At 62.5% G+C, this 17,403-nt stretch carries 16 protein-coding genes; 14 read left to right on the forward strand and 2 right to left on the reverse strand.

What is annotated here, in order from left to right; all coding sequences use genetic code 11:
* Window positions 1-2: 2 nt before the first annotated feature.
* The 11 genes from AC0IPL_RS06465 (at window position 3) to AC0IPL_RS06515 (ending at window position 11,270) form a co-directional block, all read left to right on the forward strand.
* Complete coding sequence (locus AC0IPL_RS06465) at window positions 3-440, forward strand: hypothetical protein (protein WP_474272919.1); 438 nt, start codon at window positions 3-5, stop codon at window positions 438-440.
* Window positions 421-765, forward strand: coding sequence for a DUF1353 domain-containing protein (locus AC0IPL_RS06470; RefSeq protein WP_474272921.1), 345 nt, complete (start codon window positions 421-423; stop codon window positions 763-765). The genes AC0IPL_RS06465 and AC0IPL_RS06470 overlap by 20 nt, the downstream gene beginning before the upstream one ends.
* A gap of 108 nt (window positions 766-873) precedes the next feature.
* The gene (locus tag AC0IPL_RS06475) at window positions 874-2,091 is read left to right on the forward strand and encodes a phage tail sheath C-terminal domain-containing protein (RefSeq protein WP_474272924.1); all 1,218 of its coding nucleotides are present in this window, start codon (window positions 874-876) and stop codon (window positions 2,089-2,091) included.
* Entirely contained in the window at window positions 2,091-2,597 is a 507-nt protein-coding gene (locus tag AC0IPL_RS06480) for a phage major tail tube protein (protein WP_174144715.1), read from the forward strand. The genes AC0IPL_RS06475 and AC0IPL_RS06480 overlap by 1 nt, the downstream gene beginning before the upstream one ends.
* 9 nt (window positions 2,598-2,606) lie before the next feature.
* On the forward strand, window positions 2,607-2,900 hold the full coding sequence (locus tag AC0IPL_RS06485) for a phage tail assembly protein (protein ID WP_474272926.1): 294 nt from the start codon (window positions 2,607-2,609) through the stop codon (window positions 2,898-2,900).
* A gap of 114 nt (window positions 2,901-3,014) precedes the next feature.
* Window positions 3,015-6,290, forward strand: coding sequence for a phage tail tape measure protein (locus AC0IPL_RS06490; RefSeq protein WP_474272928.1), 3,276 nt, complete (start codon window positions 3,015-3,017; stop codon window positions 6,288-6,290).
* An 11-nt stretch (window positions 6,291-6,301) separates the two neighbouring features.
* Complete coding sequence (locus AC0IPL_RS06495) at window positions 6,302-6,700, forward strand: phage tail protein (protein WP_474272930.1); 399 nt, start codon at window positions 6,302-6,304, stop codon at window positions 6,698-6,700.
* Window positions 6,669-6,905: a tail protein X gene (locus AC0IPL_RS06500; protein ID WP_474272931.1), complete on the forward strand. Its 237-nt coding sequence runs from the start codon at window positions 6,669-6,671 to the stop codon at window positions 6,903-6,905. The genes AC0IPL_RS06495 and AC0IPL_RS06500 overlap by 32 nt, the downstream gene beginning before the upstream one ends.
* Complete coding sequence (locus tag AC0IPL_RS06505; RefSeq protein WP_474272932.1) at window positions 6,896-7,909, forward strand: phage late control D family protein; 1,014 nt, start codon at window positions 6,896-6,898, stop codon at window positions 7,907-7,909. Before AC0IPL_RS06500 ends, AC0IPL_RS06505 begins: the two co-directional genes overlap by 10 nt.
* A gap of 139 nt (window positions 7,910-8,048) precedes the next feature.
* Entirely contained in the window at window positions 8,049-9,344 is a 1,296-nt protein-coding gene (locus AC0IPL_RS06510; RefSeq protein ID WP_474272933.1) for a calcium-binding protein, read from the forward strand.
* Window positions 9,345-9,980: 636 nt separating this feature from the next.
* Window positions 9,981-11,270: an MFS transporter gene (locus AC0IPL_RS06515; RefSeq protein ID WP_474272935.1), complete on the forward strand. Its 1,290-nt coding sequence runs from the start codon at window positions 9,981-9,983 to the stop codon at window positions 11,268-11,270.
* A 300-nt stretch (window positions 11,271-11,570) separates the two neighbouring features.
* Here the strand turns inward: AC0IPL_RS06515 and AC0IPL_RS06520 are convergent, their stop codons facing one another.
* Together AC0IPL_RS06520 and AC0IPL_RS06525 are read right to left on the reverse strand one after the other, a co-directional pair.
* Window positions 11,571-13,211 (reverse strand): BCCT family transporter, encoded by a 1,641-nt coding sequence (locus AC0IPL_RS06520; protein WP_474272938.1) that lies wholly within the window; start codon window positions 13,209-13,211, stop codon window positions 11,571-11,573.
* Window positions 13,212-13,277: 66 nt separating this feature from the next.
* The gene (locus AC0IPL_RS06525) at window positions 13,278-13,697 is read right to left on the reverse strand and encodes a universal stress protein (protein ID WP_474272940.1); all 420 of its coding nucleotides are present in this window, start codon (window positions 13,695-13,697) and stop codon (window positions 13,278-13,280) included.
* 696 nt (window positions 13,698-14,393) lie between these two features.
* Between AC0IPL_RS06525 and yghX the strand changes: the two genes are divergently transcribed.
* The 3 genes from yghX (at window position 14,394) to AC0IPL_RS06540 (ending at window position 17,334) form a co-directional block, all read left to right on the forward strand.
* Window positions 14,394-15,308, forward strand: a complete 915-nt coding sequence (gene yghX / locus AC0IPL_RS06530) for a YghX family hydrolase (protein WP_474272941.1) — start codon at window positions 14,394-14,396, stop codon at window positions 15,306-15,308.
* Between the two features lie 370 nt (window positions 15,309-15,678).
* Window positions 15,679-16,332 (forward strand): hypothetical protein, encoded by a 654-nt coding sequence (locus AC0IPL_RS06535; protein ID WP_474272943.1) that lies wholly within the window; start codon window positions 15,679-15,681, stop codon window positions 16,330-16,332.
* A gap of 18 nt (window positions 16,333-16,350) precedes the next feature.
* A complete protein-coding gene (locus AC0IPL_RS06540; protein WP_474272945.1) occupies window positions 16,351-17,334 on the forward strand; it encodes a hypothetical protein in 984 nt (327 codons plus the stop codon).
* Window positions 17,335-17,403 lie beyond the last annotated feature (69 nt).

The raw sequence follows: 17,403 nt of genomic DNA on the forward strand, positions 1-17,403 counted from the left end.
CTATGAGAGTAGCGATCGACAAGAACGGTGACGGCGTCATCGACAACATCGTGGAAGCCGAAAGCGTGGAAGCGGCCGCAGCGCTGTTTCCGGCAGATACTGTGCTGGACGCGGTGGCCGCGGGGGTGCGGATCGGCTGGGTGAAGCAACCCGATGGCAGCTATGCCGCGCCGCCGGAGCCGGAGAAAGAGGCGATCTGTCAGAAGCTCGACAGCGCTGCGCTGATCACCCTGCTGGAAGATGCAGGCGGCATGACGCCGGAAATGGTGGTGCAGTGCCACCAGGATCAGCAGATGGCTTATTTCTGGCTGCTCTTGCAAATTGCCCCCTACACCAGCCGCGACAATCCAAAGCTGCCCGCCGCGCTGGATGCGATGGCGGCGCTTGGCTACCTGCCGAATGGCACGCAGGCGGTGCTGGATGCCTGGCCTGTCGAATGAATGGTGGACCCGGCGCGGCCGGGCCTATGTCACCACTGAGCCGGTCGCCTGGGAGATCGGGCGCCCGGGCTCTGGCCTGAAACTGCGGGTGCCTGTCGGGTTCCGCTTCGACGTTTCGGTGCCACGCTGGGCCAGATGGGCGTTCGACCCGCATGATCCGCGATACCTGTTGGCGGCGGCGCTGCACGATTACACCATCCACCGGCTGGGCTGGGGCCGGGTCAGCGCGGCGGCGCCATTCTCCGAGGCGTTGCGGGCCGCAGGCGTCAGCCGTGCGCGCAGACTGGCCATGGTGCTCGCCGTCATCATCCACAAATGGAGCTGAGCCCGGCCGGTTTCTCTTACAAAAGTCCCGGCGCGGAAAACCGCCAGAGGGAAGCGAGGGGCGCCCCCTGCATGATCGCTGCGACACACAGTTAGCAGTGAGGCAGAAATGGCTGGTTTTCTCCACGGCGTCGAGGTGCTCGAGATCGACACGGGCCCGCGCCCGATCCGCACCATTTCCACCGGCGTCATTGGCATTGTGGGCACGGCGCCCCAGGCAGACGCAAACGCTTTTCCCCTGAACACTCCGGTTCTGATTGCGGGCAGCCGCGTTGAGGCGTCCAAGCTGGACACTTCGGAGGACGGCACCGGCGGCGGCACGCTGCCGGGTGCGCTCGACGGTATCTTCGACCAGATCGGGGCCGTGGTGATCGTGGTGCGCGTCGAAGAAGGTGTCGGCGAAGCCGCGACGCTGGCCAATGTGATTGGCGGCGTGAACTCCAGCAATGGCAAGTTCGAGGGCGTGCATGCGCTGCTGGGCGCCGAGAGCGTTGTCGGCCATGCCCCGCGTATCCTTTGCGCGCCGGGCTGGACCCATCAGCGCCCGGAAGATGACGGCAATCCCGGCACCTACCTGGCCAACCCTGTTGTTGCCGAGCTGGAAGGCATCGCCGACCGCATTGGCGCGGTGATCATCGCGGACGGGCCGAACACCACCGACGCCGCGGCGCAGACCTATGCAGGCGACTGGGGCACCTCGGGCCGCATCTATGTGGTCGACCCCTGGGTCAAGGTGCTCGACAGCGCTGGTGATGTCGTTGACGAACCGGCATCGGCCCGCGTGGCCGGTGTGATCGCCCGTACCGACAATGACCGCGGGTTCTGGGTGTCGCCGTCTAACCAGGGCATCTATGGCATCATCGGCACGTCGCGGCCGGTCGATTTCAAGCTCGGCGACCAGTCGAGCCGCGCCAACCTGCTGAACGAAAACGACGTTGGCACCATCATCCGCCAGGACGGTTATCGTATCTGGGGCAACCGGGTGCCGACTGCGGACCCGAAATGGCAGTTTTTGTGCGTGCGCCGCACCGCGGATGTGCTGAACGAAAGCATCCAGCGCGCCCATATGTGGGCCGTCGACCGGGCGATTACCAAAACCTACATGGACGATGTGGTCGAGGGCGTGAACGGCTTCATCGCAACGCTGATCGCCCAAGGGGCGTTGCTGGGTGGCGAGTGCTGGGCCGATCCGGATCTGAACACCCCGTCCAGCATCCAGAACGGGCAAGTGTGGTTCAACTTCGACTTCACGCCGCCTTATCCCGCCGAGCGGGTGACCTTCCGCTCGCATCTCACCAATGAATATATCTCGGAGGCGCTGGGCTGATGGCTATTCGCAACATCCTGAAGAACTTCAACCTGTTCGTTGATGGCCGCGGCTTCGCGGGCGAGCTGGGCGACTATACCCCGGCCAGCCCCTCGGTGGCGGCCGAGGAATACCGCGCAGGCGGTATGGACGGCCCGACCGACATCGACATGGGCATGGAGAAGATGACCACCAGCTTTGTGCTGCGCAACTACAGCGCAGACGTGCTGGCGCTCTGGGGCATTGCCCCCGGCGTGCTGATCCCGGTCACCGCCCGCGGTGCGCTGGAAAGCGAGGATGGCACCGTGACGCCGGTGATCCACAACATGCGCGGCAAGATCATCCAGCCCGACCGGGGCACCTGGTCGCCGGGCCAGTCTGCCACGCTCACCGTGAACATGACGCTCGAGGCGTTCAAGGAAACCATCGGCGGGCAGGTGATCACCGAGATCGACATCATCAACATGGTGCGCATGGTCGGCGGGGTGGATCGCCTGGCCGAGCAGCGCGCGGCCCTGGGCATCTAAGGAGTTCTCATGACCCAAGTGAACAAACTGCCGGACTACATCACCGAAGGCGCTGACGGCGAGCTGACCGTCGATCTGCTGCGCGGCATCACCGTCGATGGCACGCCGCAGAAATCTCTGACCCTGCGCGAACCCTGCGTCGATGACATGCTCGCGGCGGAGAAAACCGCCAAGAGCGACACAGCGATGTCAGAGGTGATACTGATCGCCAACCTTGCGGGTGTGGATCCGGCGGCGATCCGATCGGCCAAGATGAAGGACTATTCGCGCCTGCAGGAGGCGCTGGGGTTTATGAATGGCTGACGCCGGAAGCGGCGCGCGCCGGGGTTCTTGCCCTGGCGCACGTCACCGGCTGGTCATGCGCTGAAATCACCGGAATGAGCGGCAGCCGCTTCCGCTGGTGGCTTGGGGGTCTGGATGGCAAATCAACGCCTTAACGCCACCATCACAATCGGCGGCGTTCTCGGGAAATCGTTCAAGAAGAACATCGGCCTGATCCGGTCGGGATTCGAGAGCGTCGGCGACAGCATCAAGGATGTGAAGAAGCGGCAGAAAGAGCTGTCGCGCCAGCGCGCTGACCTGATCAAACAGGGCCGGTCGGTCGAAGCGCTGGACCGGGAATATGAAGACCTCGAGCGCACGCTCGAGAATCTGGTGCGCAAGCAGCGGCGCTGGGAACGCGCCCTGCGCGACAGCAACCGCGTCGGCGAAACTTTCGGCAGGATGACAGGCAACATTGGCCGCCTTGGCCGCCGGGTGGGGGCAGGGCTTGCCGCTGCGGGTGCCGGTGTCTTTGCGTTGGCCAGCTCGACCGCCTCTTATGGCGACCAGGTTGCAAAGACCGCGGGCAAGCTCGGCATCGGCATCGAGGCGCTGCAGGAATTCCGCTATGCGGCCGAGCGCTCTGGTGTTTCCACCGAGACATTGGACAGCTCGCTGACCGCGATGCAAAAGCGCCTGGGCGAGGCCGCGCAGGGCACCGGTGCCGCGAAAAAGGCGCTGGACCAGATCGGGTTGAGCGCAAGCGATCTGATTGCCTTGGGGCCAGAGCGCGCCATGGGGGCAATTGCCGACAAGCTGCAGGGGATCGAGGCGCCAGCCGAACGCGCTGCTCTCGCGGCGGCCCTGTTCAGCCGGTCGGGCATCGGCATGGTCAACATGCTGGGCAACGGATCCGACGCGCTGCAGCAACTTCGCGAGGACGCGCGCAAGACCGGCTATGTTCTGAGCGAGCAGGCGGCGCGGGACGCCGAAGCCTTTGCGGATGCGCAGCTTGACGCGCAGCTGACCGTCAAGGGGTTGAAGAACACCATCGGCGCCGAGCTGATGCCGGTGGTCACCCGATCGATGAAGAGCTTCAGCGCCTGGGCGGTGTCGAACCGCGAGGGCGTGGCCAAGTTTGCCGACACCGCTGCGCGCAAGCTCGAGGCCGCCGTGCCGGTGATCGGTCAGGTGGTCGAGGGCATGGGCAAGGTGTCGGCAACAATCGGCGGGGTTATTTCCAAGGTCGCGGCCATGGTCGGCGGCTGGGAAAACTTCGGCATGATCATCGGCGGGCTGTTTGCCGCGCGCACGATCGGCAGCGTGTTGAGCTATACCTTCGCTGTCGGGCGTCTCGGCGTATCTGTGGCCGCTCTGGTGCCTTGGGCATCGGCGGCGGGCGGGGCGATGGCAACCTTGTCCGGTGGCCTCGCGCTGGTGAAAACCGGCGTGGTCGCGGTCGGCCGGGCGCTGCTGATGAACCCCATCGGCCTTGCCGTCGCGGCCATCGCGGGATCGGCCTATCTGATCTATAAGAACTGGGCCAAGGTCGGCCCGTGGTTTGCCAAGCTTTGGGGCAATGTAAAGCAGACCTTCAAGGGCATCGGCGGCTTTGTCAGCGGTGTTTGGCGCGGTGACTGGGACGCGGCAGCGGACGGGCTGGCTACCGCATGGAAGGGTGCCAAGGGCTATCTGGCTACCATTCTCGACGGCATCGGCGGGGTGTTCCGGTTCGCCTGGGACAAAGACATCAAGCCGATCACCGACAAGCTGGGGATCACCGACCACATCACCGGCGCCTGGGCGAAGGTCGGCCCGTGGTTTAAGCGCCATTGGGACGGCGTCAAAGCGACGTTCGGCGGCTTTGGTCGCTTCGTCGGCGGTGCGTGGCGCGGCGATATGGACGCAGCGGCCGCCGGGCTTGCGGATGCGTGGGAGGGTGGCAAAGCCATCCTGTCCAATGCGCTCGATGGTATCGGTGCCGCGTTCTGCTTTACCTGGGACAAAGGCATCAAGCCGATCACCGACAAGCTCGGGATCACCGATCACATCACCGGCGCCTGGGGCAAGGTCGGCCCGTGGTTCACGCGCCATTGGGGCGGCGTTAAGGCAACATTCGGCGGGTTCGGCGACTTCGTCAGCGGTGTGTGGCGGGGCGACCTGGACGGGGCGGCCGCGGGGCTCGGCACCGCATGGGATGGCGCAAAGACGGTGCTGTCAAACTCTCTGGACGCGCTGGGTGGCGTGTTTCAGACGGTGTGGTCCAACGCCATCAAGCCGATCACCGACAAGCTGGGGATCACCGATCACATCACCGGCGCCTGGGGCAAGGTCGACCCGTGGTTCAAGCGCCATTGGAACGGTGTCAAGGCAACATTCGGCGGGTTTGGCGACTTTGTCAGTGGCGTTTGGCGGGGCGATCTGGACGGGGTGGCCGCGGGGCTCGGCACCGCATGGGATGGCGCAAAGTCGGTGCTGTCGAACTCTCTGGACGCGTTGGGCGGCGTGTTTCAGACGGTGTGGTCCAATGTCATCAAACCGGTCACCGACAAGCTGGGCGTGACAGATACGATCACCGCGGCGTGGGAGCAGGCCCGGGCGGGGATCGACACGGTGGTGACCGGGATCGGCACCGCGCTGCGCACTGCGTATGACGGCACCATCGGCCCGGTGATCGAGGCGCTGGGCGCGACCGGCGGGATCTCGACCGCGTGGGATGAAGTCAAGAAGGCAGTGGGCGCTGTTGTCGACTGGCTCGGCGAGAAGTTTGATTGGCTAATGGGCAAGCTGGAACCTGTGCTGAACGGGCTGTCCTGGCTGCGCGATAAGGGCGCCGGGGCGGTCGAGGGTATTCAGGGAATCGGTTCGGGCCTTCGCAGCTGGTGGAATGGGGAAGAGCAGGGGCAGCCCGGCAGCCAGACTGCGGCTTCAGCGGAGCAATCTGTGCCCCCAAGCAGTCCGCGCAGCGGGCGAGCTGTCCCGAAAAAGATCTCCGGGTCCTATCTGGGCGGCACGATCGGGCGCGGCTTCCGCGAAGTGGGTGAGCAGGGGCCGGAAACGATCTGGACTTCGAAAGGCGGCTACGTGGCGCATGCCAATGCGACCGAGCGGCTGGCGAGACTGTCCGACCGCGCCGCACCGTTGCTGGATGCGCTGGGCGGTGGCCTGCGCAGTGCCATGGCCAAGGCCGAAACTGCGGCGGCGCCAGTGGTGCAGGAAGTGCAGCTGGCCGCCGAACGCATGGCACCGGCAGCGATGCCAGCCCAGGCACCAGCGCCGCAGCCTGCCCCGGTGGTGATCCATGCCCAGATCAACGCGCAGCATCTGAGCGCCGCGCAGATCGCCGAGGAACTGGAACGCCGCGGCCGCGCTGCGCAGGCAGGCGCGCTCTATGACCAGGCGCATGATTATGGCCAGTACGGGGGCGGATGATGGCAGGCACAATGCTGCAGCTCGGCAGCTATCAGTTCAGTATCGACAACGCGGCGTATCAGAACCTGCAGCGATCGACAGAATATCGCTGGGCCGCGCAAGAGCGGATCGGCGCGGCCGACGCGCTGCAGTTCACAGGCTTCGGCTCCGACACCATCACGCTGCAGGGGGTGATCTACCCGCATTTCCGCGGCGGCCTCGGCCAGGTCGACAAGATGCGCCTCACCGCTTCGCTGGGGTTCCCGCTGCCGCTTGTGGCGGGCACGGGCCGGGTTCTAGGCGTGTGGGTAATCGAGAGCGTTAGCGAGGGGCAGCGCACCTTTGCCGCTCAGGGCGCGCCGCTGCGCCAGGACTTCACAATCAGCATCAGGAGATATGATGGCGGGCTCCGCAGTCTTCTACCGTTCTAAAGAGGGCGAGACAGCCGACGAAATCGTCTGGCGCCACTATGGCAACCAGGTCGCCGGGGCACTCGAGATCGTGCTGCAGGCGAATCCGGGGCTTGCCGCCCTCGGGCCGGTACTGCCGATTGGCACCCGGATCGAGCTGCCGGAGATCGAGCTGCCGGAGATCGAGGCGCCGAAAGAGGCGAAGGCGGTGCGGCTATGGGATTGATGGATTTCCGGCCGTTCTTCCGCGTGGTGGTCGACGGGAAGGACATCAGCAGCACGCTCGCGCCGCGGCTGGTCAGCCTGACGCTGACGGATGCCGCCGGGGTTCAGTCCGACCAGGTGCAGATCACGCTCAGCGACACCACGCTGTTCGCCAAGCTGGATGAGCCGCGAGCCGGGGCCGAGATCCGCGTCTGGCTCGGCTATCCTCTGCAGCTGAAAGACATGGGGCTGTTTACCGCCGATAGTGTCGAGGTGGCGGGGCCGCCCGACCGAATGACGATCACCGGCGTGGCCTCGGTGAACGGCGAGACCTCTGGTGGCAAGACTGCGCTGACCGATCAGAAAAAGCGCAGCTGGCCGGTCGGCACCACGATCGGCGCCATGGTCACTAAGATCGCCGGAGAGCACAGCCTCGAGCATGCGGTCTCAGAAAGCCTGACCGGAGTGAAACTACCGCACATCGACCAGATCGACGAAAGTGACATCAACCTGCTATCCCGCGTGGCGCGGGATCAAGACGCCATCGCCAAGCCTGGGAATGGTCGCCTGGTCATGGCGAAGCGGGGCGAAAGCCTGACAGCTTCGGGCAAGCCGATGCCGGTGCTGGCGCTGACACCGAAGAAGGTGAGCCACTGGCGCTACCGCAACAGCACCCGGGAGAAGGCCGGTTCGGTGGTCGCCGTCTACCAGGACCTCGGCCAAGGCAAACCGGTGGAATGCACCGCGGGCGAGGGCGAGCCTGTCCAGCGGATCAAGCGCCGGTTTCCAAACCAAGCAGCGGCACAGAAGGCGGCCGAGGCGGAGCTGCAGCGCCTGCAACGCGCTGGGCGGTCCCTGTCGGTGTCGATGCCGGGCGATCCAGATGCCATGGCCGAGGCCAAGCTGCGGGCGGCCGGGTTCCGGCCCTTTGTCGACGGCGAATGGCTGATCACGCGGGCAGTCCACGTCTTAGACAACGGCGGCTACAAAACGGCGATTACGGCAGAAACGTTCCAGTCGCATTGACCTGCGCGAAAAGGTCAGCAGAGTGCGCTGGTTCAAGTCCCAAGTTGCATAAAATTTTAAGGATATGGCGCTTGCGGCGGAGCGGGGTTATTGCTTTCGATTTCAAGTGATTAATTGATTAAATGGGGTGTAAAAGCCGATGCCAACATCGTTTTTGTCTTTCACTGGCAACTATCTTGCGAACCCGTCAGAAGACTTCTCGTATCACAGTATTACTCTGGAAGAGGGCATCACTTACGACTTTCATACAGCTGCCTATGTCGGAGCTGGAGAAGATATTTCCAGTGCCGTGGACACTGCAATCTTTGACCCCGACACGGGCAGATACATTTACTCCAGTGGATTTTCCACACCTGGTGCGTCTTGGACCCAGTCCTTGTCAGGTACTTTCACTTTGAGAATCGACCCCACAACCGCCTGGTCCGCTTGGGGATATCGCATCGTGCTAAACCGAGAAGACGTTGTAAGGAGCGATGTGGGAACCGAACACGCCTTGATCGACGGAAGCGAAATTTCCGGAACCATTGATGTAGGGGGAGACATCGACACCTATGCGTTGGAAGTCGAGGCTGGAACGACCTACACAATTACTTTTACTGAGGGTGTAGGCAACGGAGCTTTGGACTACGGTCAGTTCAAAATTATGGACGATCTTGGGAATACGATCCACGAGCGTGATCGTTATGAATCTTACAGGCCGATCCAATTTACCGCCGACAATTCTGAGACTGTGTACATCAGCGCTAGCGCGCATCACTCAGACACTGGAGATTTCACGCTCTCGGTCACATCAGACGCATACTTGGTGGAAGGAACCGGAAAAGCTGACCGCATAAACGCTGCAGGAATTGACAACTATATTCAGGGGTATGGTGGCGCGGACACCATCTTTGGCGGTGATGGGGACGACATCATTTCCGGAGGTCGGGGACGCGATGAGCTGCACGGAGGTGCTGGAACCGACACTCTGATCTTCACGTCGCCCAAAGGATCTGTGGTTGATATGACGGCCGGTAAGGCGAGGGTGAAGAAAAGCAAGGAAGTCGACACCTTCGACGGGATCGAAAACGTTCAGACAGGCCGTGGCCGCGATAAGATAATCGGAGACGGATACAACAACCGTCTTGATGGCGGCGCCGGAAATGACAGGCTGATTGGTGGCGGAGGTGATGACACCCTAATAGGTGGGCGTGGTCGCGACACTCTGATCGGCGGTGCTGGCAACGATGAGTTTGTCTTTAGTAGCGGCTTTGGACGTGACGTCATCCGCGACTTCACTGTCGGAGAAGATGCCATCATTCTGGATGGGCTGAGTGAAGATAACTTGTCGACTAGAAACGTCTCAGGAGATCTTCGGATAGACACTGGTTCTGGGGTGATAACCGTTTTGGACGTGGGCGGTGCAGATCTGTCCGACATTCTATTCTTTCAGTGAGATTCGATCTTGGGAGCCGGTCTGCAGGCAAATAGTCCCTCGTCTGGGATGTCGTTACCACTCCAGAGTTCTGCAGAGTATACAGGGCGCAAGCAACCAACGTTTCCCAGAAAGGCTCCGCTATGGCGGGGCCTTTTCGGTTTCCCACTTTCTTCCTTTGTTCACGATTTGTCGTGGGAAAAAATTCGTCTAGTGGACTGATTTTCAGAGATTTCCGCCAGCCTTGAAAACCGTTGAACGTGAGAGCGTTCCCAGGGTTCGAATCCCTGTCTCCCCGCCACTAAATCAATACCTTAGCTGCCACCTGACAAGATCGCTTTGACGCGGTGTTTTTTGGGTTTCCCCAAAAGTTTCCTACGTTCATGATCTATTTTTGTGTCCCTTGATGGCCGCGATCTGCTGATCGGTGCATCCAGCTTCGGCGAGTTCGCGAGCCGCGCTGTAGCGCAGCGCGGGCAGTGCCTATCCGGTCAGCCCTGCAGCTTTTCGCACCGCCATCACGTTTTGCTTGCAGCTGGTTGTAGGTCAATGCCCGGCCGAATTGGTCGGCAAGGCTAAAGCAATGTGCCGTTCTTAGCATCCTCTTCTTCGGGATGAGACATTGCGCACGGATGCGCAAAGGCAGATGCTGCCGCTATGGCGACGGAAATTGATTTCTCTTTCAAAGCACTGCCCGACAGGGCACGACGGCACATTCGGATGTATCAGGTGCATCAGTTTCTTGACCGCTTTGCCATGGGTCTCACGGTGGCGGTGGTCGCGCTCGCATTGACAGATCGCGGCATGGACCTGTTCCAGATTTCGTTGCTCTTCGGTGTCTACTCGCTCACGACTATGGCGATGGAATTGCCATTCGGCGGTTTGGCCGACACCATCGGCCGCAAGCCGGTATTCCTCGCGGCGGTCCTGGCCAGTTTGGTTTCGCTGGCGCTGTTTCTGTCATCGAGTGACTTCGCAGTCCTGGCTCTCTCCTTCGCCTTCATCGGCTTTGGGCGTGCACTGCGGTCTGGCACGCTTGATGCGTGGTTTGTCGAAACGTTCAAGGCAGCTGCGCCAAATGTGGATGTCCAACCCGCTCTCGCAAAAGCACAATGGGCCAATGCCATGGGCCTCGCCTTGGGTGCCGTTTTGGGAGGTCTGCTGCCAGACGCGTTCGGCATGTCAGCGGTGAAGCATGGGATCAGCATCTATGACGTATCCTACGCCGCAAGCTTCGCCGTGATGGTCGGTGTGTTGATCTTCACCATGTTCGCCATCGCCGAGGAACCGCGTCCGCTGAACCGCACTGCGCTCAGACACGGCTTCGCCAGCGTCCCGTCAGTGATTGCCGCGGCCAGCCTTCTGGCGCTAAAGCATCCGAAACTTTCAATTCTTCTGGCGGCTCTGGCGCTGTTCCTGATGGCGACAAACCCGGTCGAAGTGATTTGGCCGACATACGCCAAGCCTATGCTGGAGGAAGGCTACGCCAACACCGTCATCGGTGCTCTGACGGCGGGCTACTTTTTTGCGATCGCTTTTGGTGCGTCGCTGTCGCCCCATATCAGCCGGATTTTCAGGCGTCGCCACGCCGTGACGCTCGCGGCGATCTTTGCATGTCTCGCGGTCGTGCAGGTCGCGCTGGCGATGCAGGACGGCATCACCGGCTTTGTCGGCATCTTTGTGTTGTATTCCATCATTATCGGCGCAGGCGAGACACCCGGGAGCAGCATCTTGCACCGCTGCGTGGAGGATCGTCAGAGGTCCACCATGCTGTCGCTGCGTTCCCTGATACAGCAACTGGGGGCCGCGATTGGGCTGGTCATGGCGGGAGCCCTCGCCGAAATGTACTCGACGTCCTTGGCCTGGAGTGTGGGTGCAGTATTTCTGCTGGCGGCGACGGCGCTGAGCTTGGTGCTGGCCAGACGATACGCTGCCAACCCCGAATAGCTGACATTCTTGCAGAGTGCAGAATCCCTACTTTTGGGCGCAGAACCGACTGGCGCCGACGCGGTACGCGGATCTTGGCCTTGCAGGCGGTGGCGCGGCCAACCGGATGACCGGTCCTGGCCCTATGCGGCCCTCGCAGCGGGGACAGCCCCAAGGGGGCTGCAAGTGCGGCGTTGTCAGCGCATCTCAGCCAGAGGGGCCAATGGACTGCCTAGGCGCACTGTCAGTACAGCAGCCAAGAACAGCGAAACACCCCAGAGATACGGCCGGGGCGTTTCACTGTTCTTGTAGCCAATTGCCTCAGCGCGCTTCTGTCAGCAGCCCCCGGAAGATGGCCCAGCACATCAACAGGAGCACAACGGTAAACGGCAGGCCGGTGGAGATGACCATCGCCTGCAGCGCAGCCAACCCGCCGCCGAGCAACAGCACGATGGCGACGGCCCCTTCAAAGATGCACCAGAATACCCGCTGCGACACCGGCGCGTCGACCTTGCCGCCCGCGGTGATCGTGTCGATCACCAGCGAGCCGGAGTCGGACGAGGTCACAAAGAACACAACCACCAGCACGATCCCCACAAAAGAGGTGATCCCGGCCAGTGGCAGCTCGCCCAGCATCTTGAACAGCTTGAGCTCAAGCGCCGCGTCTTGTGCCCCGGTGAACCCGTCGGCAACCACCTGGTGAATTGCGGTGCCGCCAAAGACGCTCATCCACAGCACACAGACCAGGCTGGGAATCAGCAGCACGCAGATCACGAACTCCCGCACCGTGCGGCCGCGGCTGACCCGGGCGATGAACATGCCCACAAAGGGCGACCAGCTGATCCACCAGGCCCAGTAGAACGCGGTCCAGCCCTGGCTGAAATTCACATCCTCCCGCCCGATCGGATTCGAAAGCGCAGGCAGATACTCGATGTAGGCCATCAGGCTGGAGGCGAACCCTGTCAGGATCGCCACGGTAGGCCCGACCAGAAGCACGAAGATCAGCAGCAGGAAAGCCAGCCCCATGTTGATTTCCGACAGCACCTTCACGCCGCCGTCCAGGCCGCGCAGGACCGATATCAGGGCAACGGCGGTGATGGCGGTGATCAGGATCACTTCGGTGGTGGCACCTGTCGGAACGCCGAACAGCTCATTCAAGCCCGCGTTGGCCTGAGTTGCGCCGAAGCCAAGTGAGGTTGCAAGGCCGAACAGCGTGGCAAAGACCGCCAGAATGTCGATGACGTGACCGGTCCAGCCCCAGACACGCTCGCCAAAGATCGGATAAAATGCCGACCGAATGGTGAGCGGCAGCCCCTTGTTATACGTGAACAGGGCCAGTGCCAGCGCAACGATGGCGTAGATCGCCCAGGGGTGCAGCCCCCAGTGGAAGATTGTCGCCGCCATGCCAAGGCGCACAGCTTCGGCCTCATCCCCCGCAGCCGCGCCCAGGGGCGCCCAGTCAGTGCGGGCGCCGCCGCCCTCAGGCAGCGCGGTACCGCCGAATGCGGTGGAGAAATGGCTCATTGGTTCACTGACGCCGTAGAACATCAACCCGATGCCCATGCCCGCGGCAAACAGCATCGCGAACCATCCCATGTAGCTGTAATCCGGGGTCGCCTCCTTGCCGCCAAGGCGCACCTTGCCCCAGGGAGAAACGATCAGAAACAGGCAGAACAGCACGAAAAAGTCTGCCGCGGCGAAGAAGAACCAGTCAAAGCTGCTGGTCACCGCGGGCCGCAGCCAGTTGAACAACGCCCCGGCCTGTTCCGGCAGCGCCAGCGCGTAGAACACGAAGCCGACGATGACCAGGCCCGAGACCAGGAATACCGGGTTGTGAATGTCGACCCCAAAGGGGCCGATCCGGGTTTCGATATTGTCCTGACCGATCTCATATTCGGTATCAATGATATCCGCTTCGCCTTCGGGGGCGGGGATACCCTGATTAGTGGATTCGTCAGCCATCGCGGCCTCCTTCCCTGTTGTGTGGCCGTGCAAGCGGGGCTTGCGCAATCTGTGGTTTCCTGCGGATCAGTTCTCGCGCACAACCAGCACCGAAACCGGCGCCTTCTCTGCGACGCGCCCGCCATGGGCGTGGAACAGATAGTCGCTGATACCGGGGACATGGCTGGCCATGACGATCAGGTCGGCGCCGATATCACTGCAGGCCTTGATCAGCGTTGCGTCCAGATCAACGGCCGGATCGAGGCTGACCACAGCGTGGCCCGAGGCGGTGATGTTGTGCTTTCCCGCCTGATCCGCGGCGAAGTCCTCGAGTTTCTTCGAAAACTCCTGGGGGGTGTGCGCAATCGGGCCGGGCAGCGACGAGGTCACCCCCACGAAAATCACTTGCGCTTTGTAAAGATGCGCGAAATCCGCCGCCACTTGCAGCGCCCGGTCAAGGCGGCTGGCATGGGTCAGGTCCACGGGCACCATTATCTTGGAATACACGGCCTCCCTCCTTTTGCTTCAAATTCCACGCCTCTGCGGCACGGAGCCAAGAGCGCGCCGGGCTTGGCACAGTTTGACGCCGCGCAACCGCGGCAGTGCTACCCCACCGGGCTGCGACCGCGCCGCAACCCTACCGAAAACGGGCGGGCATCTCTGCACGTCACCCGACATATACCCGTCACTATAAGGATTTAACCCTTCACGTCCACCATGACGCGCCCCTCTCTGCCTCAGCTGACTGCGGGCAACCGATACTGTTGAACAGGTCAGGGACCCGTGTCCGCGGGATTGAACACCAGAACAACCGGGGCCGCCACCGCCTGCCGGATGGCTGGCTCCGGGGGCCGGATGCGTCGCACTCGCGGCGGAGCTGACACGGCATCAGATACGAATGTCGCGTAAGGGCCGCCTGTGGTCACCTGAAACAGCACGGCACCCGTCCCGGCCGGTGATCCGCGTGATGCGCTATCGCAAGGCCAGGCCACCCCGGCTCCCTTTCTGCCCGAGACTGCTGGGTGCGCGATTCTGCCCGAGACTGCTGGGTGCGCGATTCTGCCCGAGACTGCTGGGTGCGCGATAATGTTACATCCTCACGTTGGGGAGGCGGGACGACTTCTGTCTGAATTGCTGCTACACAAGAGCTGTCGTTAAGAAATAATGCCTCGATTTTTCTATGTTAGACAGGGAGAACGCATAATGAACGACCGGACATCCGTGCGGCGCTTGACTGCGGCCGATTTCGATCAGGATCTTCTAGATCTTTACGACTACTATGCTCACGGAAAAATTTCGAAACGGGAATTCCTTGATCGTGCTGGCAAGTGGGCCGTTGGCGGTCTGACCGCCGCAGCGATCCTGAGTACGCTTTCGCCGAATTACGCGCTGGCTCAGCAAGTTGCCGAGGACGATCCCGATATCCAGGGAGAGGATATCGTTTACTCCAGCCCGAATGGCACCGGCGAGATCACTGCATATCTTGCTCGTCCCGCCGAAAGCGATCCCGACAGGCCGCCTGCCGCTGTGCTCGTGGTTCATGAAAACCGGGGGCTCAATCCCTACATCCGCGATGTTGTGCGTCGTCTTGCGAAAGCGGGTTTCATTGCCATGGGGCCGGACGGTCTATCCTCCCTTGGCGGCTACCCTGGGACCGACGACGAAGGCCGCGAGATGCAGCGAACGCTGGATCAAAGCGCGCTCCTCAACGATTTCTTCGCCGGTTTCGAGTACCTTCAAGCGCTTGAGGGAACGAACGGCAAGGTTGGGGCGACCGGCTTTTGCTATGGCGGCGGCGTGGTCAGCAGATTGGCTGCAGCCTACCCCGAGATGGCGGCTGGCGTTCCCTTCTACGGTTCATTCCCTGACGCGGAGCAGGTGCCCAGCATTGAGGCCCCGTTGATGATCCAGCTTGCAGCATTGGACCAGCGCATCAACGCAATGTGGCCGACTTTTCAGAAGGCGATGGAGGCCAACGACAAGGTTTACGAGGCCCATATCTACCCCGGCGTGAACCACGGTTTTCACAACGACACAACCCCGCGCTACGACGAGACAGCTGCCAAGCTTGCAGAAGAGCGCATGGTTGCGTGGTTCCGCACGTATCTTGCCGGGTAAGCTGCCGCGGACCCACTGAGCGCGGTGGGTCCGCGCCACAGATTACAGACGCCCATTCGCCAGTCGATGCGGCGGCTTTGTTCGGCACTGTGCGAACGCACCGGAGCCGAAACCGCGCAGCCGCGGCCAGCGGCGCGCGGCTTGCCATGGGACTTTGGGAAATACGGCTCCAGTCGCGCCATCTGCACGTCCCCTAATCAGAAAAGATCAGACAGATCACGGCACCGTTTTTGGGTCCGTGGATCACACAGCGAAGCTGCATCCATTGGGTCCTGACCCGAGTGGCGGAACACCGGTTCACGAAGAATAAACGAATCTACAGCAGTCTTTGCGGCCAAATGTCCGGGTTCGTTCCCAAAAGGTTATTTTGATGCAATTGCCGCGATTTCAGCTTTCCATGCCGTGTTTCTTTCCGGGGCACCGCGCTGTCCTGCTGACCGGGGTGTCTGTTGCTTCGGTGTTGGTCGCGGCGCCAGCTGTGGCGCAGGAGTGCGGCAGTGGCGTTACCTGCATCAGCTCCGTGGGCGGCGATAACGAAGATGCGCCGGACCTGTCGCACAGCCTGGAGACGAGCGGCTTTGACTCCACCGAAGGGTTTGTCGCACGGTTCATCGCTACAGGTGGCGACAGCACCAGAGCCAGCACGAGCGAAGACAGCGGTGACACCGCCAGCTATGCCGGCGGCAGCGCAGGCAGGGTCAACATCACAACGGACCCGCATGTGGCGCTGGAGACCCAAGGCGACAAGGGCACACCGTTGCAGGTCATCCTGCAAGGGGGCGCTGGCTACAGTGGTTCGGGACATACACAGGACAGTAACCGAGCCTCCGGCGGCGGCAGCGGCGGCCGCCTTGTACTTACCAACGCGGGGGTGCTGACCACGCGCGTCAAAACCCCGCTCAGCATCGGCGGCGAGGCTCTGATGGCCGAAAGCACCGGCGGGCGTGGTGGCAATGGCGGGGCGTATTACACGAGCAGCGAACCCGAATTTGATGGGCAGTTCAATGCCGTAAGCGGCGGCTAAGGCGGGGTCGGCGGCGCCATGACCGTGACCAATTCCGGTCGGCTGGAGGTTGAGGGCACCGGCTCCAGCGGCCTGCGTGTCAGCAGCGGCGGCGGCGCGGGCGGCGAGGGCGGATTTGTGCACTATCTGCCTCACAAATACGCCAACGTGCGCTGGGCCAAGGGTGGCGCAGGCGGCAACGGTGGCACGGTCGCTGTCACCAATAGCGGCGCGACTATTCTGGGCGCCGCGGCGCTGCCGGGGAACGCCACGGTCACGCTTGGCCAAAACGCTGCTGTCTCAGCTTTCAGCGGCGGTGGGGCTGGTGGCAGCTCGGGCCAGGGCAGCAGACCCGGTCGAAACGCGGATGGCGGCAACGGTGGCGCGGGCGGTGCCGTGTCGGTTACCAACGGTGGCACCATCACCGTGAACCGCAGCTTTGGCATCGGTGTGCATGCGCATTCCGTCGGCGGGCTGGGCGGCGTGTCGCGGTTGGACGGCAAGAACGGCAACGGCGGTGCGGGCGGCGATGTGACGGTCATCAGCAACAACTCCGTTGAGACGACGGGAGCGTTCGGAACCGGTATCTTTGCGCTGTCCTTTGGCAGCGGCGGGCTGGGCAGCAGCGGACAGCTGGGTGCCACTGGGGGCGACGCCGGGGATGTGGTGGTCACGAACGCGGGCCGCATCAAGATTGCCGCGGCGGGCGACCCCGGCCTGTCCTTCCACAGCGCAGGCGTGCACTCGCTGCAGGGGGATCTGAACGCCTATGCTGTTGGAATCGCGGCGATCAGCACCGGTGGTGACGGCGGTTCGGCCGGGCGCGCGGGCGACAGAACGCAGCATGCGGTGGCGGGTGACGGTGGGACGGGTGGCACTGTCACTGTCACCAACAGCGGGGAGATCACCGTCGACGCAGCCTTTGGTACCGGTGTTTACATGCGAACAGAGGGCGGTGTCGGCGGGGCCGCACTCTCTTCGGGCGGGGGGGCCGCAGGGCGGCTCAGCAGGGGCGGCGGGTAGTATCCACCTGACAAATAACAGTGCCATCACCACCACGGGTTCCTATAGCGCAGGCGTTCTTGGTCTGTC

The organism is Leisingera sp. SA32, assembly GCF_056033425.1.